The 24,369-nt window shown below is 72.9% G+C and carries 20 protein-coding genes; 3 read left to right on the top strand and 17 right to left on the bottom strand.

Annotation, left to right across the window (positions count from 1 at the left end; all coding sequences use genetic code 11):
• Positions 1–2: 2 nt before the first annotated feature.
• The 12 genes from efeU to V6U82_RS08360 all read right to left on the bottom strand — a co-directional run bounded on the left by efeU (position 3) and on the right by V6U82_RS08360 (position 13,984).
• The gene (efeU, locus tag V6U82_RS08415) at positions 3–908 is read right to left on the bottom strand and encodes an iron uptake transporter permease EfeU (RefSeq protein WP_334460234.1); all 906 of its coding nucleotides are present in this window, start codon (positions 906–908) and stop codon (positions 3–5) included.
• 176 nt (positions 909–1,084) lie between these two features.
• Positions 1,085–2,584: an adenosylhomocysteinase gene (gene ahcY, locus V6U82_RS08410; protein ID WP_128137827.1), complete on the bottom strand. Its 1,500-nt coding sequence runs from the start codon at positions 2,582–2,584 to the stop codon at positions 1,085–1,087.
• 288 nt (positions 2,585–2,872) lie between these two features.
• Positions 2,873–4,033 carry a mannose-6-phosphate isomerase, class I gene (gene manA, locus V6U82_RS08405; RefSeq protein ID WP_334460231.1) on the bottom strand — a complete coding sequence of 387 codons (1,161 nt, stop codon included), beginning with the start codon at positions 4,031–4,033 and terminating at the stop codon, positions 2,873–2,875.
• A gap of 3 nt (positions 4,034–4,036) precedes the next feature.
• Positions 4,037–5,062 carry a cation diffusion facilitator family transporter gene (locus V6U82_RS08400; RefSeq protein WP_128137826.1) on the bottom strand — a complete coding sequence of 342 codons (1,026 nt, stop codon included), beginning with the start codon at positions 5,060–5,062 and terminating at the stop codon, positions 4,037–4,039.
• 28 nt (positions 5,063–5,090) lie between these two features.
• The gene (locus V6U82_RS08395; RefSeq protein WP_334460226.1) at positions 5,091–6,287 is read right to left on the bottom strand and encodes an SIS domain-containing protein; all 1,197 of its coding nucleotides are present in this window, start codon (positions 6,285–6,287) and stop codon (positions 5,091–5,093) included.
• On the bottom strand, positions 6,284–6,490 hold the full coding sequence (locus tag V6U82_RS08390) for a Trm112 family protein (protein WP_091418686.1): 207 nt from the start codon (positions 6,488–6,490) through the stop codon (positions 6,284–6,286). The genes V6U82_RS08395 and V6U82_RS08390 overlap by 4 nt, the downstream gene beginning before the upstream one ends.
• A 199-nt stretch (positions 6,491–6,689) precedes the next feature.
• Positions 6,690–7,685, bottom strand: a complete 996-nt coding sequence (locus V6U82_RS08385; protein ID WP_334460219.1) for a hypothetical protein — start codon at positions 7,683–7,685, stop codon at positions 6,690–6,692.
• Between the two features lie 105 nt (positions 7,686–7,790).
• Complete coding sequence (gene nfi, locus V6U82_RS08380) at positions 7,791–8,510, bottom strand: deoxyribonuclease V (RefSeq protein WP_334460217.1); 720 nt, start codon at positions 8,508–8,510, stop codon at positions 7,791–7,793.
• An 18-nt stretch (positions 8,511–8,528) separates the two neighbouring features.
• On the bottom strand, positions 8,529–8,966 hold the full coding sequence (locus V6U82_RS08375; RefSeq protein WP_334460216.1) for a hypothetical protein: 438 nt from the start codon (positions 8,964–8,966) through the stop codon (positions 8,529–8,531).
• On the bottom strand, positions 8,963–13,186 hold the full coding sequence (locus V6U82_RS08370; protein WP_442933429.1) for a toxin glutamine deamidase domain-containing protein: 4,224 nt from the start codon (positions 13,184–13,186) through the stop codon (positions 8,963–8,965). The genes V6U82_RS08375 and V6U82_RS08370 overlap by 4 nt, the downstream gene beginning before the upstream one ends.
• Positions 13,187–13,210: 24 nt before the next feature.
• Positions 13,211–13,567 (bottom strand): hypothetical protein, encoded by a 357-nt coding sequence (locus tag V6U82_RS08365; RefSeq protein WP_128136711.1) that lies wholly within the window; start codon positions 13,565–13,567, stop codon positions 13,211–13,213.
• A 3-nt stretch (positions 13,568–13,570) separates the two neighbouring features.
• Positions 13,571–13,984 (bottom strand): YbaB/EbfC family nucleoid-associated protein, encoded by a 414-nt coding sequence (locus V6U82_RS08360; protein ID WP_128136710.1) that lies wholly within the window; start codon positions 13,982–13,984, stop codon positions 13,571–13,573.
• Between the two features lie 78 nt (positions 13,985–14,062).
• Here V6U82_RS08360 and V6U82_RS08355 point away from each other — a divergent pair, with 78 nt between their 5' ends.
• Complete coding sequence (locus V6U82_RS08355) at positions 14,063–15,298, top strand: SUKH-3 domain-containing protein (RefSeq protein ID WP_128136709.1); 1,236 nt, start codon at positions 14,063–14,065, stop codon at positions 15,296–15,298.
• 15 nt (positions 15,299–15,313) lie between these two features.
• On the opposite strand, the gene V6U82_RS08350 is transcribed toward V6U82_RS08355, so the two are convergent.
• Positions 15,314–16,753, bottom strand: a complete 1,440-nt coding sequence (locus V6U82_RS08350; RefSeq protein WP_128136708.1) for an aldehyde dehydrogenase family protein — start codon at positions 16,751–16,753, stop codon at positions 15,314–15,316.
• Between the two features lie 142 nt (positions 16,754–16,895).
• Between V6U82_RS08350 and V6U82_RS08345 the strand changes: the two genes are divergently transcribed.
• Together V6U82_RS08345 and gabT are read left to right on the top strand one after the other, a co-directional pair.
• A complete protein-coding gene (locus V6U82_RS08345) occupies positions 16,896–18,332 on the top strand; it encodes a gamma-aminobutyraldehyde dehydrogenase (RefSeq protein ID WP_334460209.1) in 1,437 nt (478 codons plus the stop codon).
• Between the two features lie 5 nt (positions 18,333–18,337).
• On the top strand, positions 18,338–19,609 hold the full coding sequence (gabT, locus tag V6U82_RS08340) for a 4-aminobutyrate--2-oxoglutarate transaminase (RefSeq protein ID WP_334460208.1): 1,272 nt from the start codon (positions 18,338–18,340) through the stop codon (positions 19,607–19,609).
• A gap of 67 nt (positions 19,610–19,676) precedes the next feature.
• Here the strand turns inward: gabT and V6U82_RS08335 are convergent, their stop codons facing one another.
• The 4 genes from V6U82_RS08335 to V6U82_RS08320 form a co-directional block, all read right to left on the bottom strand.
• Positions 19,677–20,336 carry a hypothetical protein gene (locus V6U82_RS08335; RefSeq protein WP_128136706.1) on the bottom strand — a complete coding sequence of 220 codons (660 nt, stop codon included), beginning with the start codon at positions 20,334–20,336 and terminating at the stop codon, positions 19,677–19,679.
• Positions 20,337–20,411: 75 nt separating this feature from the next.
• The gene (locus V6U82_RS08330) at positions 20,412–21,047 is read right to left on the bottom strand and encodes a M15 family metallopeptidase (protein ID WP_128136705.1); all 636 of its coding nucleotides are present in this window, start codon (positions 21,045–21,047) and stop codon (positions 20,412–20,414) included.
• The gene (locus V6U82_RS08325) at positions 21,044–22,177 is read right to left on the bottom strand and encodes a D-alanine--D-alanine ligase family protein (RefSeq protein WP_128136704.1); all 1,134 of its coding nucleotides are present in this window, start codon (positions 22,175–22,177) and stop codon (positions 21,044–21,046) included. Before V6U82_RS08325 ends, V6U82_RS08330 begins: the two co-directional genes overlap by 4 nt.
• On the bottom strand, positions 22,174–24,273 hold the full coding sequence (locus V6U82_RS08320) for a pyridoxal-phosphate dependent enzyme (RefSeq protein WP_334460207.1): 2,100 nt from the start codon (positions 24,271–24,273) through the stop codon (positions 22,174–22,176). The genes V6U82_RS08325 and V6U82_RS08320 overlap by 4 nt, the downstream gene beginning before the upstream one ends.
• Positions 24,274–24,369: the final 96 nt, after the last annotated feature.

The raw sequence follows: 24,369 nt of genomic DNA, 5'->3' as shown, positions 1-24,369 counted from the left end.
GGTCAGGAGCGGGGGGACGGAACGGCGGCGACGTCGGCCGGATCGGCAGCCGGCTCGGTGGACTGAGCGGGCAGCACCGACTTGGCGGGCTGCACGGGCTGGGCCGGCCTGCGCAGGAAGAGGACGAGCACCGGCACCGCGTACGCGACCCAGGCGACCAGTTCCAGCACCGTCGGCGCGGCGGTGACGTTGAACATGCCGGCGAGCAGCGCGCCGTACCAGGAACCAGGGTCGAGCGTGGTCGAGATGTCGAATGCGAGGTCGTTCAGGCCGGGCAGCACGCCGGCCTCCTGGAAGTCGTGCACGCCGTACTTGAGGATGCCGGCGGCGACCAGGATGAGCAGCGCGCCGGTCCAGGTGAAGAACCGGCCCAGGTTGATCCGTACCGCGCTGCGGTAGAGCAGGAATCCGATCACGACGGCGGTGGCGATGCCGCCGGCCAGGGCGAGCAGCGAACCGGGACCGGCGCCGCCGGCCGCGCTCTCGGCCGCGGCGTAGAAGATCAGCGCGGTCTCCAGGCCCTCGCGGATCACGGCGAGGAACGCCATGCCGGCGACGGCCAGGGAACCGACCGCGAGCGCGTCGGTGAGCTTGCCGCGCAGCTCACCGGCGATGGTCCGGGCGGCCCGGCGCATCCAGAAGATCATCCAGGTCACGAAGACCACGGCGGCGACCGAGGTGACCGCCTCGAACAGCTCGCGCGACTCGGAGGTGCGCAGCAGCGAGGTGGACGTGTACTGGATCAGGGAGCCGAAGCCGACGGAGAGCGCCACGGCCAGGCCGACGCCGGCCCACACCTGCGGCAGCCGGTCCCGGCGCTGCGACTTGACCAGGAAGGCGACGAGGATGCTGACCACGAGCGTCGCTTCCAGGCCCTCGCGCAGGCCGATCAGGTACGTGGCGAACATCAGCACTCCGTCATCGCTAAGTTAGGGCAGGCATACCTTGCTCCTGTTCACAGCAAACGTCAAGCTGATCCGGGTAACGTCACCCGGTTCGACATCCGCCGGCCTTCTCCCGTACGCGAAAAGGGACCGGGACGGCCGCGCGGCGGCCGGCCCCGGTCCCTCCGGGAGCGTGGAACTCAGTAGCGGTAGTGGTCCGACTTGAACGGGCCCTCCGGGGAGACGCCCAGGTAGGCGGCCTGCTCCTTGGTCAGCGTGGTCAGCTTCGCGCCGAGCGCGTCCAGGTGCAGCCGGGCGACCTTCTCGTCCAGGTGCTTGGGCAGCACGTAGACGCCGATCGGGTATTCCTCGGTCTTGGTGAACAGCTCGATCTGGGCGATCGTCTGGTTGGCGAACGAGTTCGACATCACGAAGCTCGGGTGGCCGGTGGCGTTGCCCAGGTTCAGCAGGCGACCCTCGGAGAGCACGATGATCGCGTGGCCGTCGTCGAAGCGCCACACGTCGACCTGCGGCTTGATGTTCTCCCGGGTCACGTCGCTGCGCTTGGCCAGGCCGGCCATGTCGATCTCGTTGTCGAAGTGGCCGATGTTGCCCACGATGGCCTGGTGCTTCATCCGGGCCATGTGCTCGTTGGTGATCACGTCGAAGCAGCCGGTCGCGGTGATGAAGATGTCGGCCTGCTCCACCACGTCGTCGAGCGTGGCGACCTGGTAGCCGTCCATCGCCGCCTGGAGCGCGCAGATCGGGTCGACCTCGGTCACCACGACCCGGGCGCCCTGGCCGCGCAGCGACTCGGCGCAGCCCTTGCCCACGTCGCCGTAGCCCATGACGACAGCCATCTTGCCGCCGATCAGCACGTCGGTGGCGCGGTTGATGCCGTCGATGAGGGAGTGGCGGCAGCCGTACTTGTTGTCGAACTTGCTCTTGGTCACCGAGTCGTTGACGTTGATGGCCGGGAAGAGCAGCGTGCCGGCGCGGTGCATCTCGTAGAGCCGGTGCACGCCGGTGGTGGTCTCCTCGGTCACGCCCTTGATGCCGGCGGCGATCCGGGTCCAGCGCCGGCCGTCCTCGGCCAGCGAGCGGTGCAGCAGTTCGAGGATGACCGCGTACTCCTCGGAGTCGGCGGACTCGACCGGCGGCACGACGCCGGCCTTCTCGAACTCGGCGCCCTTGTGGACGAGCAGGGTGGCGTCGCCGCCGTCGTCCAGGATCATGTTCGGGCCCTGGCCGTCCGGCCAGTTGAGCACCTGCTCGGTGCACCACCAGTACTCCGGCAGCGTCTCGCCCTTCCAGGCGTAGACCGGCACGCCGGCCGGGGCCTCCGGGGTGCCCTCGGGGCCGACCACCATCGCCGCGGCGGCGTGGTCCTGGGTGGAGAAGATGTTGCAGGACGCCCAGCGGACCTGCGCGCCGAGCGCGACCAGGGTCTCGATCAGGACGGCGGTCTGAACGGTCATGTGCAGCGAACCGGTGATGCGGGCACCGGCCAGCGGCTGGGCCTCGGCGAACTCACGCCGGATCGCCATCAGGCCGGGCATCTCGTGCTCGGCGAGCCGGATCTCCTTGCGCCCGAACGCGGCGAGCGACAGATCCGCCACCTTGTAGTCGCCCTCGGCGAGGGTGCTCGGCCGGGCCTGCGACGACGCGCCGCTGGAGGCCGCCGGGAGGGTGCTGGTCATGGAAGCTCCTGTCGAACGATGGTGGTGCGCAGCCTTCCACCTTACGCTCGCGGGCCACTCGGCCCGTGCCCGGTTGGCCGACCGCGCAATCGGCCGGTCGGCGGACAGCGCACGGGGCGGTCGGTCGTGAGCGGACTTTCCACTCACGGCCCGGCCGCCCCGCGCATCCCCCCGGTTTGGTTCCCCCGCACGTCACCGGACCTTCGTCGCGACAACGCTGCGTACCCATAGAGTCACACCACGCAGCGTGACCGTCAAGCTATTTCGGGAAAGTCGGACTTGCGCGGATCAGTGCATGCCGCAAGTGGCGACGAACGCCTCGCCCGCCCCGTCCACCGTCAGCGGGCCACCGGCCGCCGTGCCGACCGCGGCCTGGCCCGCGTCCAGCGTGACCATGCCCACGCCGTCGTCCACGGTCAGCTTCCCGGACCGGCAGAGCACCACCCGCGGCCCGGGAAGCGTCAGCCGCACCCCCGGCGACCCGGCAGCCACCTCGACCCGGTGCAGCGCGAAGTCCTCCACCGGCACCGGCCAGGTCAGCACCCCCGGCTCCACCCGCTCCGGCCGCAGCACCGGCCGGGTCAGCACCTCGAACCGGAGCACCCGCAGCAACTCGTCCACGTCGACCCGCTTCGCGGTGAACCCGCCGCGCAGCACGTTGTCGCTGGCCGCCATGATCTCCACGCCGGTGCCGCGCAGATAGGCGTGCAGGTTCCCGGCCGGCATCCAGATGCCCTCGCCGGGCGCCAGCCGGACGTGGTTCAGCAGCAACGCCACCACCACGCCCGGGTCGGCCGGATAGCCGGCCGCCAGCGTGCGGACCAGTTCGGCGTCCGCCGAGGCCGGCCCGGCCTCCGCCGCCGTCAGCACGGCCGCCACCAGCCCGGCGCGCTCCGCCCGCGGCCAGCTCAACAGCAGGCGTACGGCCTCCCGCAGCCCCGCCGGCCCGTCGCGCAGCGCCGCCACCACCGGCTCCAACGCGGGTACGCCGAACGCGGCGATCGCCTCCGCCGACTCCCCGGGGTCGCGGAAGCCGCACAGCGCGTCGAACTCCGAGAGCGCCACCAGCAGTTCCGGCTTGTGGTACGGATCGACGTAGTTGACCCGCCCCACGTCGGCGGCGTGCCCGGCACGGGCCTGCTCGGCGTCCGGATGCGCCTGGAGACTCAGCGGCGAGTCGGCGGCGAGCACCTTCAGCAGGAACGGGAGCCGGGTGCCGAACCGGCCGACCAGCCGCTCACCCAGCCAGTGGCCCGGCTCGGCCACCAGCAGGTCGGTGAGGCTGACCGGCCGGCCGTCGCGCTGCACGGTGGCCGGGGCACCCGGGTGGGCGCCCAGCCACAGCTCCGCCTCCGGCCCGTTGCTCGGCACCGGCCGCCTCTGCAACTCGGCGATCGCGGTGCGCGAGCCCCAGGCGTAGTCACGGATCCGGCCCTGCAACAACTCCATCGGTCAGCTCCCGGGCCGCCCGGCGACCTCGTCGGCCGCGTTCGTCCCACCACCACTGGTCACGGCCTCCGGGACGGCGGTGTCCGCCGCCTGCCCGGTGCCGGCCTGCTCGGCGGCGGGCGAGTAGATGTCCGGCTCCAGGTAGATCACCCGGGCGGTCGGCACCTCGCGGCGGATCCGCGCCTCGACCGCGTTGATGTCGCGCGCCAGGTCCTGGGCCGTCTCCCAGGCCGGAACCGCGATCTTCGCGGCCACCATCAGCTCCTCCGGGCCCAGGTAGAGCGTCTTCATGTGGATGATCCGCTCGACCTCGGGACCGTTCGTCACGGCCTGCTCGATCTTGGTCAGCTCGCCCTCCTCGGCACCCTCGCCGAGCAGCAGGCTCTTGGTCTCGATCGCCAGCGTCACCGCGATGACCACGAGCAGGACGCCGATCATCGCGGTGCCCGCCGCGTCCCACATGCCGTTGCCGGTGATCAGCGTCATGCCGACGCCGAACAACGCGAAGACCAGACCGACCAGGGCCCCGAAGTCCTCCAGCAGCACCACCGGCAGCTCCGGGGCCTTGGCCCGGCGGATGAACCGGACCCAGGTCTGGTTGCCCCGGACCAGGTTGGACTCCTTGATCGCGGTACGGAAGGAGAAGCTCTCCATCACGATCGCCGCGACCAGCACCGCCACCGGCACCCACTGCCAGCTGTCGATCGGGTGCGGGTCGGACGCCTTGTGGTACGCCTCGTAGAGCGCGAACAGGCCACCGAGGCTGAACAGCACGATCGCCACGATGAACGCGTAGATGTAGCGCTCCCGGCCGTACCCGAACGGGTGCTGCGGCGTGGCCTGCCGCTTGGCCCGCCGGCCGCCGAGCAGCAGCAGGCCCTGGTTGCCCGAGTCGGCAACCGAGTGGATCGACTCGGCAAGCATCGACGACGAGCCGGTCAGGGCGAACGCGATGAACTTGGTGACGGCGATCCCGAGGTTCGCCGCCAGGGCCGCGACGATCGCCTTGGTGCCCCCGTTTGCGCTCATTCCCCGCCTCGCTCGATGCCCCGTGTGCTCACTGGTTCGCCAGCTCCTTCATCTCCGTGATGGCCGGTACCGCCATCGGGTCCAGCCCGTGTGCCAGGGCGAGGTAGATCGAGGCGAAGTCAGGGACCGCGACCAGCGACGCGAGCCGCTCCAGCGCGGAGCCGCCCTCGGCGGTCACCACGTCGCAGCGCACCCCGCGCCGCTCGGCGAGCGTCTGCACCGCGTCCGCGCGGCGCTCCTCGACCGCCAGCGGCTCGTCGGTGTCGTCGTCGGCGTTGAGCCCGCCGTCGCGCAGCAGGACCAGCCGAAGCCGGGTGCCGTCGGACTCGTCGTCGCCCGGGTCGGCGAAGATGTCCCGCTCGCCCTCGGCCAGGCCGCCGAACACCCCGTCGAGCAGGCCGACGCGGCCCCGGCCCGCCTCGCCCAGCGCGCCCGCGACCACCGGGTAGCGGGCGTTCGCGGACAGCGTGTCACCGAACCGCCGGGCGGCCACGGTGGCCAGCGGGGACGAACCCCACACGATCGGGATCGAACCGGACAGGCCCAGCGCCAGCGACTTCGCCGGGTTGACGAAGGAGTCGGCGGTCGGCCGGCATCGATCGGCGTCGGCGTCCAGCCGGGCCGCCGTCTCGGCCAGATCCGCCTCGTTGACCTTCACGAGCCCGAGGGTACGGGCGGCCAGCAGAACCGGCACGGTGAGCGCCCACAGGCTGGCCCGGGCCGGCGCGCGCCGGGGCACCGGGATGAACGGCGCACGGGCCCGCTCCGCCACCGACTGGAGCTGCGAATCGGGCGCGCCGACCGCGACCAGCCGGGCACCGCGCCGGTGCGCCGCCTCGGCCGCGCCCAGCGCCTCCGGGCTGCGGCCGGACGCGCTCACCGCGATGACCACGTCCGCCGCGCCCACCCAGCCGGGCACGCCGGCGCTGCGGTGCGGGATGACCGGCACCGGGCAGCGCGGCCCGGCGACGGTGGCCAGCACGTCACCGGTACGCCCGGCGGTGCCGATACCGGCGATGACCACCGCGCGGGGGCGTCCGTCGTCGGCGAGCACGGACAGGTTCGCCTCGGCGGCCAGCGCCGCCGACTCGCGCACCTGGGCGCCCGCGGACGCGGTGTGCCGGAGCATGCCGCCCGGATCCCGCTCGGAGAGCTGCGCCGCGTCGTCCAGCAGGGCCTCGTCGGCGTGCCGGTGGCCGCTGACCCCGGCCGTACCCTCCATCACCGCGACGACCCGCCCCGCGCCTCGTCGGCGGCGGGTCCGCCGCGCGCCTCGTCCAGCAGGAGCACCGGGACGTCGTCCCGGACCTCGAAGATGCGACCGCACTCGGTGCAGGTGAGCGTCTGCGCCTGCGCGTCGTAGTCCAGCGGGGCGTGGTGCGTGTCCGGGCAGGCGAGAATGTCGAGCAACTGCGGGTCCAGGGCCACGGCGCGGCTCCTTCCACGTATGCGGTCTCACCGGTCGGCGGTGCCGGTCGGCGCACGCGATCTTATCGGCCGAGCGGCCCCGGCACCGGGCCCCGTTCGGCCCCGGTGTTCCGTCCTCCGGTCGGGCAGGTGGCGGTCACCGGGTCACGGCACGACCACCCACCGTCACGGTAACCCCGGGAGCCGGTCGGGTTCCGGCTCAGTCCGGCAAGCGGGGCAAGACGCTCGTCGCATCCCCGGCCGCCGGGGGCGGAGGCGGGGGCAGGACGCTCGTCGCGTCCGCGCCTGCCGGTGCCGGTGACGCCGGGGCGGACGCGGGCGCGCCGTACACGTTGCCGGCCGGGCGGGGCGGCGTCGCGCCCCCGTACACCGTTGGGGCCGGTCCGGGCGTGCCGGAGCGGTAGGTGGTGGTGCTGCGCGGCAGCGGGACCGGCGGCAGGTCGGCGGCGTTCCCGCCGCCGGTCCGATCGGCGCGGTTGCGGCGCAGCAGCAGGACGATGAGAGCGGCGCCGACGAGCACCAGCCCGATACCGAACCACATGATCATGGAACCTCCGAACGACGAGTCGTCGGCCGCGGCGGTGGCCGGGGCGACGGCGGCGGCCACCGGCGACGTGTCGGTCACCTCGGCCGCCGGTGTCTCGCTCGCGCTGGGCGTCGGCGAGGGCTTGCGGGACGGACTGGGGCTCGGCGTCCGCGGAGCGCCGACCAGGCGGGCCGACGCACCGGCCCGGCCGAGCACGTCGCCGTTCGCGGCGCTCGCCTCACCGGCCAGTTCCAGCCGCCCGCCGACGGCCCCGGCCAGGAAGGACACCCGGTAGCGCACGGTGACGCCCTTGCCCTTGCACAGCGGCCGGTCGACCGGCGCGACCGCAGCGGTGGCGACGGCGCCGCCGTCCCCGGAGACCTGCACCGGCACCCATCGGCCCCCGGACGCCACCTGCACGCGGACCTGGTCCGACCGCAGGCCCTCCAGGCGGAGCCCGACCGCGGTACGCAACTGCACGCAGCCGTCGGTGCGCTTGCGCACCTCGACCGCCACCGTGCCCGGCGGACCACCGGCGGTGAAGCTGTTCGCCGACCGCAGTCCCACCCGGTCGTCCCGGGCCGACGCCGGTGACGCCGGGACGGCGATCAGGCCACCCAGCAGCGCGCCGACCATGGCCCACCGCGCCGCGTGCCGTCCTGCCGACATCTCCACCTCACCGTTGCGTCCGGACCGGATCCGCCGGTCAGGTTACTACCGGCCCCTCCGGGCACCCGCGCATCGAGGACGCCACATGTGTGCCGCGCCACGCGATCACCGCCCGCCCAGGTCACCGCCCGATGCGCCTGCCTCGGCGAGCGCCCGCCGGCACAGCCGGTCGGCCGTACGGGTGGTCTCCGGCAGCCGGTACCGGGGCGTCAGTGCCAGTACCCGGTCCACCGCGTTGTCCAACCCCATCCGGTGCCCGACGCTCACGAAGACCGGCCGGACACCGTTTTGAGTCCGCAGCACCCGCCCGACCACCTCGCCCTCGTCACACAGGTCGGCGCCGTCACCACGCTCGGGTCCGGGGCCCGTCCACGAACCGACGAGCGGCGTCTTGCCGACCCCGATCGTGGGCAGCCCGGTCACCAGGCCCAGGTGGCAGGCCAGCCCGAACCGGCGCGGGTGCGCCAGCCCGTGCCCGTCACAGACCAGCAGCTCCGGACGGACGGTGAGCCGGTCCAGCGCGGCCAGCAGCGCCGGCATCTCGCGGAACGCGGACAGCCCCGGCACGTACGGGAAGGCGGGTCGCCCCACGCACACCGCCTCGTCCACCATGTCGAGGGTGGCCGCGTCCAGGACCGTGACGGCGGCGGCGAGCAGGTCACCGCCGGGCGAGTAGGCAACGTCCAGCCCGGCCACCGTCGCGGGCGCGGCAGGACCGGGCCCGGTCAGGTCGACCCGGGACCGCAACTCCTCCTGTACGCGTCTGGCCTCCGCCACGTCGGCGGGCGGCACATAGGGCACGGGTTGGCCGTCGGTGGAGGGCATGGTGTTCCGGCCCGCCTGTCAGGAGGCGATGGTGGGGTCGGCGGCGGGGTCACCGGCCTGCTGGAGCTGCTCCTCGAACATCACGAAGGTCCGCCGCCGGATCCCCTTTATCAGCGCCGCTTCCTCCGCGGTGAACGGTCGTCTCTCTGCGATGGCGGGCGCCGCGATCGCCCGGACCGTCTCGTAGAGCGCGAAGACCGGCCCCTCTCCGCTCAGGCTCAGGCCCCGCTCTTCTTCGACCCGCTGCACGAACCGCTCGGGCGAGAGCACGAAGATTTCCTGCTCCCTGGCGAAGATGATCTCATCGATGATGTCGTTCGCAGCGCGCCAACCGCCCGTGGTGCGGTCGAGCCGCCACGCGGCGAGGCCACCGTCGGAGGTCGGAACGAACTTCACCGGATTGTCGTAGTAGTCGTAGTAGCCCGCGAGGCCGAGTTCAGCCACTGCATCCGTCACTGCCGCTCACCGTTCAAGGTCGATTGAAGCGCGGCCCAGAAGCACTCACGCTGCCGTCGGACAATGCCCTTCTGGATCGCTACCTCCGTGGCAGACAGGCTACGGGCCTCGCTCCTGGGGACTGCCTCCAGGTCACGCCAAACTTCGAACAACGAGTGCTCCCACTCCGCCACCTGGTCAAGCGCCGCCAGATGAAGACGGAACTCACTGATGTGCCCGGTCGAGGTCTGCACCGAGAACTGAATATCTCGATATCCGCTGTCCTGTGGCTCCCGGAAGCGATCCCTGAACTCCGCCACCTGGAAACGAGGGTTATTGCTCAGTTCGGCCAGCCCGGCATACAGGTCGTCAAGCGTTTGGTATGCGACCCGCCCTGCAGCAAGGTCGCGGAGGCGAGCAGCATTGCCGCCATTCCGATCGATCTTGTCCTCAGCTCGAACGCGATCCTTTGGTCCGGGTCGTGGCTTGTACTCTGCCCCGTTTGCCGATAGACCGGCCAGTTCACGCCCCAGCGAATCAAGTTCTCGCTGAGCGGTCACGGCCTCCTGGTATAGGTGATCCAAATACTGCTTGCGATATGCGAGATCGCCGGAGCGGGACTTGTCAAAGCTCGGCTGGACAGCCACCGACCGTTCGCCATCGAAGCGACTGCTCACCTGTATCTGGTGTGGACTGAGCGGGGTCGGCTCGATCGAGGGTGTGGGTGCAGTGGCAACAGCCTCGGAGCCGCGGTCTCGTATCTCCACCAACACGTCATTCAGTACGTCGATGGCCTGCTGGTGGCCGGCCAGGTGGTGCAGGGTCAGCGGCCGGGCGGTCAGCGAGTTGGCGAGTTCGGGTGTCGCCAGGATCATCCGGACCAGGTCGGGCCGCTCCGCGAGCTGCCGCACCAACGCCTCGGCCAGCAGCTCCTCCCGTCGCGGCGGAGCCTCCCAGCTCTGGTCGAGCATCCGCTGCACACGAGGGTCGGCGAACAACCGGGTGAGGTCGGCTGCGGCGCTCTCGTCAAGCCCCGGCACGAGCCGCCGCAGCGTCGGTACGTCGGCGTGCTGCGCCAGCTCGACAGGAGTCACCCCGGCGGCGAAGGCGGCGTCGAGGTTTCCGCTCTGCGCGAGCGCGTCGCGCACGTAGAGCCCGGCGGCGATCCGGTCGGCGTGCGCCTGCCGGTGGTCCTGGCGTACCCGGTCGGGTTCCGGCTCGACGGGCGGCGCGCTGCCCGGCAGCGGCCCGTCAGTTCGGCGGTGGATGGTGGTGGACTCGCCGAGCAGGTGGACGTGGTTGAAGTCCGGGACGTGGCCGTCGGCGATCGGCGGCGGGGCCGGTGGCCGTGGCGGCGCGGGGCGGGGCAGCGGCTCGGGCAGGACGTTGTAGGTGCCGGGCGGGCGGCCGGTGAGCGGCATCGGCCGCCCGTCGGGACCGAGCACCAGCGCGTCGACGCCGACCACGTTGCCGGCTGCCGGACGGCCGCTGTGGTGGTAGATCGGCCGGTCCGCCACCAGGCCCGTCTGCGGGTCGAGGAAGAGGACCGTGCCGTTCTGGTTCAACGCCACCCACGCGTGCGAGCCACCGCCCTCGAAGCTGGTGATGAGGAACGCGTAGCTGCCGTGGCCACCCGACGCGAGCTGCGCGTACAGGTCCCGGTAACCGCCGTCCACCAGCCGCTGCCGGTCCCGGCCGGTGACCCCGGGCCGATCCGGTGGGCAGAGGTTCTGGAACCGGCCACCGGTCGTCTGCTCGACCCGCAGCGGTCCGTCCGCCTCGCCGCCCACCGGCCGGTTCACGTCGCCGTTCAGGTAGCCGTCGAACGTACGCGGCGCCGCCACGCGCGGCCGTCCGTGGACCCAGGTCTCGAACAGCGACAGCGTGCAGTCGAGGCAGTTGATCCCCCGGGTGGCGTCGGCCACCGGTCCGCCGTCGTTCGCGAGGCGGAACCACCCGCCGCGCCGGGGATCGGCGGTACGGGTCACGCTGCCGTCGGGGTTGCGGGGCATCTGCCGTTCGAGATCGGTCTGGTGCAGTGCCAGCGGAGGCCGGAGCCCTCCCCGGCGGCCGTACGGCCGGGATCTGTCGATCGGCTCGGGGTGCCCGTGACCGGTGAGCGCCGAGTGGTCGGCCGTCTCCACCGCGCCGACGGCAAGGTCCGCCACGTCGTCGTTGATGCGGTAGAAGTCGAGGTCGTCCTCGACCATCACTTCCCTCGGCAGGCGCTCGCCGGCGCGGACCGCCTCAACCTCGTCGACGGCTCGGTAGTGCAGGCGTTCTCGCCGCCGGCCCTCCCACACGTGCCGGTCGGCGAGGTCGTGCCGGCCGGCTTGACGCAGCTCATGTGCCCGCGTCAGGAGCCAACGCGCCGCCTCGTAATGCTGGTCGGCGAGATCACGTAGCTCCTTGATCTGCGCCTGGCGTCTGTTCTCCTCGTGCAGGGCACGCTGAGCCTGCAGGTAGCCCTGGTAGCGCCGCCGGTCGAGGCCCTCCCGATCGGCTTTCAGCCGCGCGGCCCGCTGTTGAGCTGTCTCACGAGGCCACGTCCGGACATCGAGCGGGCCAGGGTTCGGCCCCGGGAAGTCGGTGGGAGGGCGAGGCGGAGCCAAGGACTCCAGCAGCGGAAAACGGGGATTCGGCCCCGGCCGGGGCTCGGGCCCGATAGTCGGCGCTCCCGGGTGCGGTCCCGGCTGAGGATTGACCGGTGAGACCGGCGGCGGTCCCACCTGACCTCCGGTGTTGATGGGCGCGGTCCGGTCTGCCGTAGGTGGTGGCGCGGCCTGCGGGTGGTCGGTAGGCGGCGCAGGCAGTGTCGCCGGTGCGGCCGCCGCCTGAACGGGGGTGGTCGAGGACGGAGGCGCGTGGTCGATCGGCGCTACAACCGGACCCGTGCCGCCGTGGACTCCGGTCGAGGATCGGCCTGCGTCGGGCGCCTCCGTGATCACCGAGGACAACGTGGGGCTTGTGGTGACCGTCGAACGTGCCACGTCGTGCGGGACGATGTCGCCGTGCGGCGGCGTCGTTGTGGGATCCGGCGTCGGGCGGGGCAGGTCCACGGCGAGCGGGTGCGGGCCGACAGCTTGGGGCGTGACGTGTGCGGGTGTCACGGGAACGGAACCCGCGGTCGTGTCGCCGCTTTGGACGACCGGCTCGGCGGTCCGCTGGGCCGGGATCAGCCCGACGGGGTCGGCGGCGACCGGCACGTCCAGGCCGACCGGCGACACCGTCAACCCGCTCAGCTGCCCGTCGAGGCGGCGTTGCAGCGCCGAGTCCGCCTGGTTGGTGGCGGAGCCGGTCGCGCCGGAGGCGGCCGCGCGCGCCAGGTCCTCCAGCGACGGGCCTTGGCCGGTCGCCAGACCCGCCGCGGTCTCGGCGAGCGTCTCCCCGGCCATCTCCCGCCCGAACCGCTCGCCGACCTCCGCGAACCGGCCGTTGGCGTGCCGGCCCAGGCCGGCCAGCGGTGCGACCGCGCCGCCCGCGAATCCGCCGAGCGCCGACGTGCTCACATCGGTCAGGTCGAGGCCGTCCCGCCGACCGGTGGAGTTCTGGTACGCCTGCGTGCCGAGGCTGGTGCCGGCCTCCTGACCGGCCTCCAGCAGTCCGCCGATCGCGGCGCGTCGAGCCAGGGTGCGTGCACCTGACTTGGCCACCTCCTTGGCAGCCCGTTCGCCAGCCTCCTTGAGGCCCTGCTTCACCGCCTTGCGGGCGAGCTGGGCCACCAGCCGCTTGAAGATCTGCTGCACCACCACCCGTGTGGCGGTGATCGCGGCGGCCGCCGCCGGGGAGGCGGCGCCCAGGGTGAGCACTGTGGCGACCGCCAGGGACAGCAACTCGATGACCAGGATCCCCAGCTCGATCCAGGCTTCGAGCTTCGCGCCCTCGATGTCGCAGCCGCAGGAGTCGACCAGCCGCGCCAGCTCGTCGGTGGCCGCGACCAGGACGTGCAGCGGTGCGTCCTCACCTTCGGCCAGCTTGTGCCAGGCCGTGTCGAACGCGCCGGCGACCAGGCCGACTCCCCCGTACCCGCTCTTCACCTCACCGGCGGCGGTGACCGCGTCGTCGCGCGGACGGGTCAGGACGCCTGCGACGCCGTACCACTGGTCGGCCAGATCCCAGACGGCGCGCTCGTTACCCTCCGGCCATTCGACGCCGACCACCCAGTCGAGCGCCTCGTAGATCCAGCCGGGCAGGTCCCATGGACAGAAGTCGAGCGGGTGCGGGATCGGGCTGGGCAGCATGCTCACGCGCGGGTCCTCCGGTGGTCAGCGCCGGGGCCGATGGGGGTTGTGCCCTTGCTGCGGGATCCTCCCGAGGTCACGGGCGTTGCTCAGGTCCGTCTCCACGGTGGCCGTGACCGAGCGGACGACGTCCGACCCGAGCACCTCCAACGACCGGCCGAGGAGCTCCCACGCGCGCAGCAGCGTCTCGGCGTACCCCTGGTAGTGCTTGTCGAACGCGGCACCGATGTCGTCCCGGCCCCAGGGGCGCTGGGCGCTCGCGGCGGCGATCGGCTCGCCCGTCTCCCGCCGCGCCGCGCTCACCGCCCGCCCCGACAGCGCCAGGTCGGCGCCGCCGCGCCGGGCCCGGTCCGGGTCCAGCCAGATCTCTCCCCCGGCCACCTGTCACTCGCCGCGGGCCAGCACCGAGTCGGCCCGGCCGAGCAGCGCGCCGAAGTCATGGGTACGCAGGAACTCGACCGACGGCGAACCCGGCGGCAGGTAACCGGAGACCAGCTCGCGGGTGGCGGTGGTCGCCGCGGTGGAGGCGCGCAGCACGGTCTCGGTGATCTTCCGGCTCAGCGCGCGGGCGTCCCGGTCGTGGAACACCGCCGGGCTCACCTCGACGCTGATCAGCTCGCCTCGTGCGCCGACGACGGCGGTCACCTGACCGTCGTCGGAGCGTTCGGTGACCCGCAGCTCGGCCAGCCTGGTCTGGAGTTCGTCCAGACCGGACCGCAGGCGCTGGTATTGGCCGTACACCTCGTCGAATCGCGCGCGTAGTGCACGGTTCGCATCCCGGTCCGCACTCTCGGCCACCGTCGCTCCCCTTCCGTCACCGTGGGTAGGGCCGACCATACCGGGCGCCACGAAATCCGTGGGGTCCGGTAATTTCAGGTGGTGATCGAGCGACAGCAGGCCGAGCAGATCGCGTCCGTGTGGGCCCGGCGGGACTCCGACCGCCTCGGTTTTCCGTGCACGCCGGAGGTCGAGGAGTTCGACCTCGGCTACGTGGTGAGTTCCATCGTGTCCACCGAGGCCCGCGCGCTACCCGGCGACCTGCCGACCACCGTGATCGACAAGGAGACCGGCGAGGTGTCCACGTGGCCGCGGGTGCCGGCCGCGGCGGTCGAGCGGATGTACCGGCAGCGGCGTCCGGCCGAACCGCGCGCACCGCGTACCGTCGATCCGGCCGCCCAGTTGCTGCGTGAGCTGACCCGCCTGCCCACGCCCGGCGTGGCGGCGCACCTCACGGTCGACGGTCGGCAGCACGTCGCGCAGGGCGCGAAGGGCGACGTCGAGGTGCGTCACCACCCGCTGGTTCAGTCCTATCTGGACGATCTGCCCCCGGGGCATCTCGTACGCGGCGGCGAGCGACACGCGGAGATGATCGTGGTCTCCGACGCGCTCTACGAGCACGACCACCGCCGGGCCGCCGACGGTCTGCCGCCGCTGTCCATCGAGGACGCGCGCGACCTGTTAGGCAGCAGCCGGATCGAGGTCTATCGCAGTCGCGAACCGGGCGACCCTCAGGGCGGGCAAGCAGATCTTCCCTGCGACTCGTGCGTCCGGTTCCTGGTGCGGTTCGCGGTGCTGCCGTGGTCCGACCTGGCCTTCGTCGAGGAGTGGCGACCGGAGCCGCGCGAGGTCATCGAACCTGGGCGTTTCCCGGACGAGGTCGCCCACGCCCTCGTCGACGGCGGCTGGCAGATCAGCATGTTCAACGAGGCACTCGCGATCGGCGCGATGACCGAAACCGAGGAGATCGCGGGACAGCACCACCGGCACGAGCCCTTCCCTGCCGCCGAGGCGGCGCTCACCGCGTTCCCGGCCGTCCTGAGTCGACGGCGCGGGCCCGGGGAGCAGGTCTGGATCAGCCGGTTCACCACGAACCCGCTGCGGGCCGCGCACACCGCCGACTCCCTCGCCGACTTCGCCGCCGTCCTCGGCGCCCGCCTCTTCCCCCTGGGCAGCGAACGTCAGGAGAGCATCCTCGCGGTCGACGAGCACGGCCGGATCTTCGCCCTCGACCAGGCCGGCGAGTGGTTCCTCGGCGCCGACATCGACGCCGCCCTCACCACCCTGCTGCTCGGCCGCGCCCCCGCCCGGGTCCGCGACGACGGCACCTGGTGAGCGGCGGGCGAGTGATCAGAGAGCCACGCCGGTCAGCACCGTGACGCGCGGCTCGGTGTAGTCGTCCATCGCGCTGCGCAGCCCTTCGCGCCCGACCCCGGAGCCCTTCACGCCGCCGTACGGCATCTGGTCGGCCCGGTACGACGGCACGTCGCCGACGATCACGCCGCCCACTTCGAGCGTGCGGGCGGCGTCGAACGCCACGTCGAGCCGGTGGGTGAAGACGCCGGCCTGGAGTCCGTACGCGGAGTCGTTGACGGCGGCGAACGCGGCCCTGTCGTTCGCGACCGGGGCAACCACCAGCACCGGCCCGAAAACCTCCTCGGCGCACACCTTCGCGTCGGCCGGCACGCCGCTGAGCACAGTGGGCGGATAGGTCCCGCCGTCACGCCGGCCACCGGTCTCGATGACCGCACCGGCGGCGACCGCCTCGTCCACCCAGGTCTCGACGCGCTGCGCCGCCTCGACCGACACCAGCGGGCCGACGTCGGTCAGCTCGGATCGCGGGTCGCCGGTGCGCAGGGCCTGCACCGCCGCGACGAGCCGGGGCAGGAAGCCGTCGTAGAGCCATTCGTGCACGTAGACGCGCTGCACCGCGATGCACGACTGCCCGGCCTGGTAGTTGGAGAAGGTGGCGATGCGGTGCGCGGCGAAGGTCAGGTCCTCGTCCGCCGCCCAGTCCTCGCAGATCACCGCCGCGGCGTTGCCGCCGAGTTCCAGCGTGACGTGCTTGTCCGGCGCGGCCCGGCGGATGGCCGCGCCGACCGGCCCGGAGCCGGTGAACGACACGACCGGCAGCCGGGGGTCGGTGACGAGTTCGGCGGCCCGCCCGTTCGGTAGCGGCAGCACGGAGAACATGCCCTCGGGCAGGTCGGTCTCGGCCAGGATCTCGCCGAGCAGCAGCGCGGTGAGCGGTGTCGCCGGTGCGGGCTTGACCACGATCGGGGTGCCGACGGCGAGCGCCGGGGCGACCTTGTGGGCGACCAGGTTGAGCGGGAAGTTGAACGGGGTGATGCCGAGCACCGGCCCGCGCGGCACGCGCCGGACCAGGGCGATCCGCCCGGTGGCAGCCGGGTCGGTGTCGAGCCGTTGCAGCTCGCCGGAGAAACGGCGGGCCTCCTCGGCGGCCCAGCGGAACGTGGAGATGGCGCGCCCCACCTCGGCCTTCGCCCACTTGACCGGCTTGCCGTTCTCGGCGGTGATCAGCGCGGCGACCTCGTCGGCCCGCTCGGCGAGCCGGCGGGAGACGTGGTCCAGGGCGGCCGCGCGGGAGTGCGCGGGCAGGGCCGCGGCCTCCGCGGCCACCCGGGCGGCGCCCGCGACGGCGGCTTCGACCTGGTCGGCCGTGGCGAGCGTGGTACGCCCCACCGGCTGCCCGTCGTACGGGTGGGTGACTGTCAGCTCGTCCTCGCCGTGGGCGGGGCGACCGGCGACGTAGAAGGCTCTCGGCTCCACGATCGGCAGCCTAGACCACAGGCGCCCACGCGGAAACAGTTGCTCAAACCCTTGTCTGCCTCGGATTTAGTAGCCAAGATGGCAGTCAGATTGCGATAACCTCCGCTGACCCTCTCCCCGGCCACCCTCTCGGAGACTTCTGATGAGCGACCAGCAGCAGCTGCGCAACTTCGTCGACGGCGAGTACGTCGACCCGGTGGACGGCGGCTACGCCGACCTGATCGACCCGTGCACCGGCGAGGTCTTCGCCCAGGCCCCCGTCTCCGGCGCGGCGGACGTGGACGCGGCGATGAAGGCCGCCGCCGCCGCGTTCGAGACCTGGCGGGACACCACGCCGGCCGAGCGGCAGCGGGCGCTGCTGAAGTTCGCCGACGCGGTGGAGTCGCGCGCCGCCGAGCTGGTCGACGCGGAGGTCCGCAACACCGGCAAGCCCCGGCAGCTCACCGCCGACGAGGAGCTGCCGCCTGCGGTGGACGAGCTGCGCTTCTTCGCCGGGGCGGCCCGCCTGCTGGAGGGGCGCTCGGCCGGCGAGTACATGGCCGGGCACACCTCGTACGTGCGGCGGGAGCCGATCGGCGTCTGCGCCCAGGTGACGCCCTGGAACTACCCGCTGATGATGGCGGTCTGGAAGATCGCCCCGGCGCTGGCGGCGGGCAACGCGGTGGTGCTGAAGCCGTCCGACACCACGCCGGTGTCGACGCTGCTGCTGGCCGAGATCGCCGCCGAGCACCTGCCCCCGGGCGTGTTCAACGTGGTCTGCGGCGACCGCGACACCGGCCGTACGCTGGTCTCCCACCCGACCCCGCAGCTCGTGTCGATCACCGGCTCGACCCGGGCGGGCATGGAGGTCGCCGCCGCGGCGGCGCCGGACCTGAAGCGGACGCACCTGGAGCTGGGCGGCAAGGCCCCGGTGGTGATCTTCGACGACGCTGATCTGGCGGCGGCGGCCGAGGCGATCGCGACGGGCGGCTACTTCAACGCCGGTCAGGACTGCACGGCGGCGACCCGGGTGCTCACCGGGCCGGGCATCCACGAGGACTTCGTGGCCGCGCTCACCGAGCAGGCCCGCAACACCCGCACCGGCCCGCCGGACGACGCCGACGTGCTCTACGGCCCGTTGAACAACGCCAACCAGCTCGCCCGGGTGAGCGGCTTCGTGGACCGCCTGCCGGACCACGCGAACGTCACCACCGGCGGGGCCCGGGTCGGCGAGCGCGGCTTCTTCTACGCCCCGACGGTGGTCTCCGGCGTACGGCAGACCGACGAGATCATCCAGGACGAGGTGTTCGGGCCGGTCATCACCGTGCAGCGCTTCTCCGACGAGGACGAGGCCGTGCGCTGGGCCAACGGCGTGGACTACGGGCTGTCCGCCTCGGTGTGGACGCGCGACCACGGCCGGGCCATGCGGATGACCCGCCGGCTGGACTTCGGCTGCGTCTGGGTGAACACGCACATCCCGTTCGTCTCGGAGATGCCGCACGGCGGCTTCAAACACTCCGGTCACGGCAAGGACCTGTCGGTCTACAGCCTGGAGGACTACACCCGGGTCAAGCACGTCATGCACAACATCGAGGGCTGATCCCGATGGCCACCAGCGAGGAGCTGCACAAGCGCCGGATCGAGGCCGTGGCGCGGGGCGTGGGCAGCACGATCCCCGCGTACGTGGACCGCGCGGGCGGCGGCACGATCACCGACGTGGACGGGCGGGAGTGGATCGACTTCGCCGCCGGCATCGCCGTCACCAACGTGGGCAACTCCGCGCCGCGCGTGGTCGAGGCGGTACGCGCGCAGGTCGAGCGGTTCACCCACACCTGCTTCATGGTCGCGCCGTACGAGTCGTACGTGGCGGTCTGCGAGCAGCTCAACACCGTGACCCCGGGTGGCTTCGAGAAGCGCTCGGCGTTGTTCAACTCCGGCGCCGAGGCGGTGGAGAACGCGGTGAAGATCGCCCGGCACGCGACCGGGCGGCCCGCGGTGGTGGTGTTCGACCACGCCTACCACGGCCGGACCAACCTGACCATGGCGCTGACCGCGAAGAACATGCCGTACAAGCACCGGTTCGGGCCGTTCGCCGGTGAGGTCTACCGGGTGCCGATGTCGTACCCGCTGCGCGACGGCGGGCTGGACGGCGCCACCGCGGCGGCCAGGTCGATCGAGATGATCGAGAAGCAGGTGGGCGCGGAGAACGTGGCCGCGCTGCTGATCGAGCCGATCCAGGGCGAGGGCGGTTTCGTCGTACCCGCCGAAGGGTTTCTCCCGGCGCTGCGCGAGTGGGCGACGGCGGCCGGGGTGGTGTTCGTCGCCGACGAGATCCAGACCGGTTTCTGCCGCACCGGCGACTGGTTCGCCTGCGAGCACGAGGGCGTCGAGCCGGATCTGATCACGCTGGCCAAGGGCATCGCGGGCGGCCTGCCGCTGGCGGCGGTGACCGGCCGGGCCGACCTGATGGACGCGGTGCACGTCGGCGGCCTGGGCGGCACGTACGGCGGAAACCCGATCGCCTGCGCCGCCGCGCTCGCGGCCATGGAGACGATGCGGGAGCTGGACCTGGCCACCGCCGCGCGCCGGATCGGCGCGGTGATGGGCGAGCGGCTGGACGCGATCACTGCCGGTGACCCGCGCGTGGCCGAGGTACGCGGCCGGGGCGCGATGCTCGCCGTGGAGATCGTGCAGCCGGGCACGCTGATCCCGGACCCGGCCGCCACGGCGGCGATCTCGGCGGCCTGCCACGCGGCCGGGCTGCTCACGCTGACCTGCGGCACCTACGGCAACGTGCTGCGGTTCCTGCCTCCGCTCGTCATCTCCGACGACGAGCTGGGCCGGGGCCTGGACATCCTGGCGGCCGCCTTCGGCTGACCCCGGACGTGGAACACCATGGGCCCGATCTCCCCCAGGGCCGGCCCATGGTGTTCCACCCGGAGGATCAGCGGATCAGCTCCACCGTGTTGCGGCGGACCAGGTTCTTGCCGGGTTCCCGGATCGCGTCCATGGCCGCCGTGTTCAGCAGCACGCAACTGCCCGACGGTCCGGTGACGGTCACCGTCACCGCCTTGTCGTTGTCCAGGTTCGTCACCCGCAGCCGGGTGCCGGGTGGGAACTGGCCGCTGGTGGCGGCCGGTGCCCCGCCCTCGGCGAAGAACGTGAGCGCACCGGAGCAGACGCTGCCGCCGATCGGCTGCGCCGCGCCCGGGCGGGTCTCACCCGGTTGCGCGCCCGGTGCCGGGGCGGCGGCGCCGTCGAGGCGTTCCACCACGTTGCGGCGGATGACGTTCTTGCCCGGCTCGCGTACCAGGTCCATGGCGGCGGCGTTCAGCAGCACGCAGCTCCCGGACGGCCCGGTCACGGTCACCGTGGCCACCTGGCGGTTGTCCAGGTTCGTCACCCGCAGCCGGGTGCCCACCGGGAACCGGTCGCTGGTCGCGGCCGGTGGGCCGCCCTCGGCCGAGAAGGTCACCGACCCGGCGCAGACCGACCGCGCGGCCGGCGCGGTGTCCGCGAAACCCAGTCCGGTCCCCACCGAGACCGCCACCGTGGCGGTCACCGCCACCGTGGCCGCCAGCACGTGCTTACGCTGCACCCTCACGTTCTCTCCCGTCGTCGCAGTCGTTCGACGCGTGGTACGGACGGGAGGGCCGGACCGTTCATCCGGACTCGTCGACTACAACGGACCGTAACGGGTGTGTGGCGCTCCGGTCATCAGCGCCCAGTATCTGTCGCCGTAGGACCAGTGCCACCACTCCGTCGGGTAGTTCACCAGCCCCGCGCCGCTCAGCGCCGCCACCAGTACGTTCCGGTTGCGCCACGCGCTCACCGGGATGTGCCGGGCCGCGGTGAAGCAGGCGTCGGCGCTCTCCTCCGGGGTGGCGTCGAGCGCGGTGCCCATGTCCAGTTCCACACCGTCGGCATCGCACAGGGTGAGGTCGACTGCCCCGCCGGTGCTGTGCGGGGCCACCTCGACCGGCGAGACGAACTTGGTCGTCTCGCGGTGCAGCCGGTCCGCCGGCCAGTCCGGGTGGCGCCGCCGCAGCTCGTCCCGGTAGCCGGTGAAGATGTCGAGCTGCGCCCGGTACGGCCGGTAACCCTCGACCACGAGCAGGCACAGCCCGGCGGGCAGCGCGCGCTGCGCGGCCAGCAACCGGTCCGCGACACCGCGCCGCACCCGGGCGTACGCCCCGGCCGGATCGGCGGCCCGCCCGTCCACCCGCAGCCCGGGCACCTCGCGCAGATCCACCAGCGGTTCGCCGTCGTCCCGGCTGGACACCGCGGCGACCCGGGGGTCGGAGAGCAGGATCACGGCGTACCCCCGGGGTGTTCACGCGACGGCCGGGCCGCGTGCCGGGTGAAGGCGAGCGCGACGAGCCGGTCCACCACCTCGGGGTACGCGACGCCTGACTCGGCCCACACCTTCGGGTACATCGAGTGCGCGGTGAAGCCGGGCAGCGTGTTCAGCTCGTTGACGAACAGGTCGCCGGTGACCTCGTCGTACAGGAAGTCGACCCGGGCCAGGCCCCAGCCGCCGATGGCGGTGAACGCCCGCACCGACAGCTCACGGATCCGCTCGGTGACCTCGTCCGGCAGCGGTGCCGGGACGATCATCGGGTCGGCGTCGCCGAAGTACTTCTGCCGGTAGTCGAACCAGCCGCCCGCGACCCGGACCTCGCCGACCGCCGACGCCTCCGGCTGCCAGCCGCCGAGCACGCCGCACTCCAGTTCCCGGCCGGTCACGCCCTGCTCGACCAGCACCACGTGGTCGTGCCGGAACGCCTCCTCCACCGCTGCCACCAGGTCGTCGCCGTCGGCGACCCGGGAGATGCCGATCGAGGAGCCCATCCGGGCGGGCTTGACGAACAGCGGCCCGCGCAGCCCGACCACCAGCTTCTCCGGGTCCGCCGCGGCCCGCCAGGTCGGCTCGTCGAACCAGACGTACGGCGTGGTCGGCACGTCCTCGGCGCGCAGCGCCCGCTTCATCGCCACCTTGTCCATGCCGACCGCGGAGGCGAGGATGCCGCACCCGACGTACGGCACGCCCAGTGATTCCAGCAGGCCCTGCACCACGCCGTCCTCCCCGTACGGGCCGTGCAGCACCGGGAACACCACGTCCAGTTCGGCGTGCACTGTGGCCGGGGCGTCGGCCGCGCTGACCGCGACGGTGCCGGTGGCCGTTCCGCGCCGCAGCTCGACCGCCGCGCCGGTGACCGGCAGCCGGTCGTCGATCGCGCGTCCGGCCGCCACGGTGCCGAGATGCTGCGCGAGCACGGCCTCCGGCAGCAGCCGGATCCCGCCGGTACGGGTGATGCCGAGCGCCACCACCCGGTGGCCCTGCTCCGCCAGGGCGCGGGCCACGCCGAGCGCCGAGGCGCAGGAGACCTCGTGTTCCGCCGACGGGCCTCCGAACAGGACACCGATCCGCACTGTCGACCTCATGCCGCCACTCCCGCCGTCATCCGGTCGCCCGCCAGCCGGGCCACCAGGTCCGCTTCCACGTTTCCGCCGGTCAGCACCACGCCGACCGTCCTTCGCCGCCCGCCGACCGACGGTCGGGGCGCCATCTCGCCCAGCCGCAGCGCACCGGCCAGCCCGGCCGCGCCGGACGGCTCGACCAGCACCTTGAGGTCCAGCAGGAGCAACCGGAACGCCTCGACGATCGCGTCGTCGTCGACCCGTACCACCCCGCGCACGCCGGTGCGGGCCACCGCGAACGGCAGGTCACCGACGCAGCCGGGACGGAGTCCGTCGGCCAGGCTCGGTGCCGGGGCGACAGGGGTGGGGCGTCCGGCGGCCAGGCTGCGGGCGAGCGAGTCGCACCCGACCGGCTCCACGCCGTACACCTCGATCGTGGTTCCGGCCGCGGCCAGGCAGGCCCCGGCGATGCCGCCGCCCCCGCCCACCGGCACCACGAGCGCGTCCAGCGGTGTGCCGCGCCGCGCCGCCTCCTCGATCAGTTCCAGGCTCGCGCTGCCCTGCCCGGCCACCACGTCCGGGTGGTCGTACGCGTCGACGAGCGGATGGCCCTCCGTCTCGGCGATCCGCCGGGCGACTGCGAGGCGCTCCTCGACAGTGGTGCCGGCCCGGACCACCCGGGCCCCGGCCGCCCGTGCCCGGTCCACCTTGACCGGCGCGGCGTCCACAGGCAGCACGACAGTCGCGGCGAGACCGTGCCGGCGCGCGGCGAGCGCCACCGCGACGGCGTGGTTCCCGGTGCTCTGCGCGACCACGCCGGTGTGCCCGGCGGCGGCGAGCCGGCCCACCGCCAGCATCGCCCCGCGCATCTTGTACGAGCCGCCGTCCTGGAGGTTCTCCGCCTTGAGCAGGATCCGGGCGCCGGCCAGGCGGTCGATCACCGGGCTGTGCAGCACCGGGGTACGCACCACCCGGCCGGACAGCTCGCGGGCGGCCTCCTCGACATGTGTTCGGTCCGGCAGCGCCGGCGCGTCGATTCGGGGCATGGTTTCTCCTTCGGGATTCGAGTGGGCGCGGCGGGGCGGCAGATCGAACAGCCGGTGCGCGCCGAGCGCGGTGAGGCCGCGGTGCGCGGCGAGGCTCAGTGCCAGCACGAGCGCGGTGAGCAGGACCGGGTAGACGGTCACCAGCAGCGCCCGGGCCGGCCCGGGCAGGCCGGCCACCGGTGCGGCCAGCAGCCGGTCCAGCAGCGCCAGCACCGGCATGTGGATCACGTAGACGGGGAGGGTGCGGCGGCCGAGCCGGGCCAGTGCCGGACCAGCCAGGCGCTGCCGGGCCAGCCGGGCGGCGGCGGTCAGCCCGAACGCCACCGCGAGCACGGAGACGAGCAGGTACACGCCGGGCCACCTCTGCGCACCGGCGAGCGCCATCGCGGCCAGCCCGATCGCGTACGCGGCGCCGGCTCCGGCGAGCCGCCGGGTGTTCGCGCCGTCCGCCCACCGTGTGAGGTACGGCCGCAGGTGCACACCGGCCAGGAAGAACACCAGGTTCTGGTAGACCTGCCCCCGGTTGCCGGGACTGTCCAGCAGCCCGGTGGCCGCCAGCGCGGACAGCGCGCCCGCGGCCGTCAGCAGCACCGCCGGGTGGACCCGGCGCAGCGCCTTCGCGAGCGCGAAGTAGAGCGCCAGCGCGTACAGGTACCACAGATTCGAGGGCGTCACGGTGAGCTGGGCCAGCAGTTCACCGGGGCCGGTGGCGCGGTCGGTCGGGAAGCCGGGCGCCAGCGCCAGCAGCGCGGTGTGGATGAGCAGCCAGACCGCGTACAGGTAGAGGTTCCGCGCGATCCGGGGCCGCCCGGACACCCGCCACGGGCGGGCCACCGCGTTCGCCGCGAAGACACCGGAGATCGCGAAGAACAACGGCATCCGCAGCGGCAGCAACTGCTCGCCGAGCAGCCCCCACGCGCCCGGCACCGGCAGGCCGACGCGCCAGTCGATACGCAGGTAGTCCTTGACGACGACGTGCCAGAGCACCACGAGCACGATGCAGGCGCCCTTGGCCACGTCGGCCCAGACCACCCGGTCACCGGGTGGTGCGTTCGGCTCGGTGCGGGTCGGCACTGCGGTCTCCTCTCCGGCCGGTCGGCCGGTCGGTCCTCTCCAGGAGCGGGTGCCGGCGGCGCCGGTCCCGTACTCGGGCAGGTGTCATCGCGGGAC

The sequence above is a fragment of the Micromonospora sp. CPCC 205554 genome (assembly GCF_036902745.1).
GTDB classification, from domain to species: domain Bacteria; phylum Actinomycetota; class Actinomycetes; order Mycobacteriales; family Micromonosporaceae; genus Micromonospora; species Micromonospora tulbaghiae.
Note: the sequence above shows the minus strand (reverse complement) of the source record. Positions and strands in the feature narration are given on the sequence as shown.